Below are 1,595 nucleotides of genomic sequence, written 5' to 3' on the forward strand. Positions count from 1 at the left end.
TGCAGTGGAAGATGGCGAAACGGCATTATGGTTAACAAAGGAAAAAGATTATGACCTCTTGATTTTAGACTGGATGTTACCTAAAGTCAGCGGTGTAGATCTTTGTCGGCAGTATCGTAAATTGGGTAATGCGGCACCAGTATTAATGCTAACTGCTAAAGACACTACGGCTGATAAGGTTGATGGTTTAGATGCAGGTGCAGATGACTATATTGTTAAACCTGTAGATGTTTTAGAGTTACTGGCAAGAGTAAGAGCTTTAGGAAGAAGATCGCCATTATGGCAAGGAGATATCCTAACTTTAGGGGATTTAAAGCTAGATTTAACCAGTTTGAACTTAGAGCGGGGAAAAGAGAAAATTCAACTTTCAGTAAGAGAGTTTCAACTAATGGAATATCTTATGCGTCATCCCCAGCAAGTGTTATCCCGTGATCAAATCGAACAGGGACTTTGGAGTTGGGGAAGCGAACCTGAAAGTAATGCAGTAACTACTTTAGTCAGAAGGTTGCGACAACGTTTAGAGGCAGTTGGGGCAAAAGATTGGTTGGAAACAGTTTACGGGATTGGTTATCGTCTAGATGTTCCAGATTAGAATTACTTTTGTTGTCTGTAAAGTTAATTCTCAAATCATAAATGTTTGATTACTCTCGCCGCCGCCTAGCTTATTGGTTTACCCTCTCGATGGGAAGTATTTTAATTCTGTTTGCCTTTACGATTTATAATCGTCAGGTAAAAGAGCAAATGCGGGAATTGGACACTCGAATTTACGCTCAAACTAAAAAAATTGCCTCACTTACAAGCTATCAGCAACAGGAGCAAAGCTGGCAGATAGACACAGAAAATGTATCATTGCAAAATCGCGAAACTCTACCCTTAGAATCAAAGATAATTTATATTCTGTGGTACGACTCCCAGAAGCGCCTCTTAGAGTTTATTGGTAATTGTCCTCAGCAACAGTCTTTAGTGACACCTGGATGGCAAACTCTAGAGTATAGTTGCAACCTTAATGGCACAACTAGACAAAGAAATCTGCGTAAATTAACCCTCCCCTTAAAATACGATAAATCTCTAGTTGGTTATCTACAGGTTGCTGTTTCTCTTGAACCTCTTCAAGATTCACTGGCGCGATTACGTCTATTTTTATCCCTGGGAGTACCAATGACTCTCGGCTTTACTGGTATAGTGGGCTGGATTCTAGGTGGTTTGGCAATGCTGCCGGCAAGACGCTCTTACGAACAACTGCAACGTTTTACTGCCGATGCTTCCCACGAATTACGCGCACCTATAGCAGCAATATTAAGCAATGCTCAAGTCGGTTTACTTGCCCCTATTGAAGATAATATACAACCCCATCAGCGTTTAGAAAATATTGTTACTCAAAGTAAATCTATGAGTGCTTTGATTACTAATTTACTATTCCTTGCCCGTCACGAAGGAAAATTAAATCCTCAAGATATTGCCAAGACTGACATCGTAGAGTTGTTAAACTCTTTAGCTAAAAAATATGAAACTTTAGCACTAGAAAAAGGTTTAAAGTTTAATTTAAATGTACCAGCAAAATCACAAACAATTTGTGGCGATCGCGATTTGCTAGA

The 1,595-nt window shown here is 39.6% G+C and carries 2 protein-coding genes; both read left to right on the top strand.

Translation table 11 applies throughout. The features are described 5' to 3' along the window. The coding region (locus F6K23_RS40360; protein WP_293166821.1) for a response regulator transcription factor at window positions 1–592 on the top strand (592 nt) is incomplete at its 5' end. Between the two features lie 41 nt (window positions 593–633). After that, the coding region (locus tag F6K23_RS40365; protein WP_293166823.1) for a HAMP domain-containing sensor histidine kinase at window positions 634–1,595 on the top strand (962 nt) is incomplete at its 3' end.

Origin of the sequence: Okeania sp. SIO2C9, from assembly GCF_010672455.1 — a bacterium.
Lineage (GTDB): Bacteria > Cyanobacteriota > Cyanobacteriia > Cyanobacteriales > Microcoleaceae > Okeania.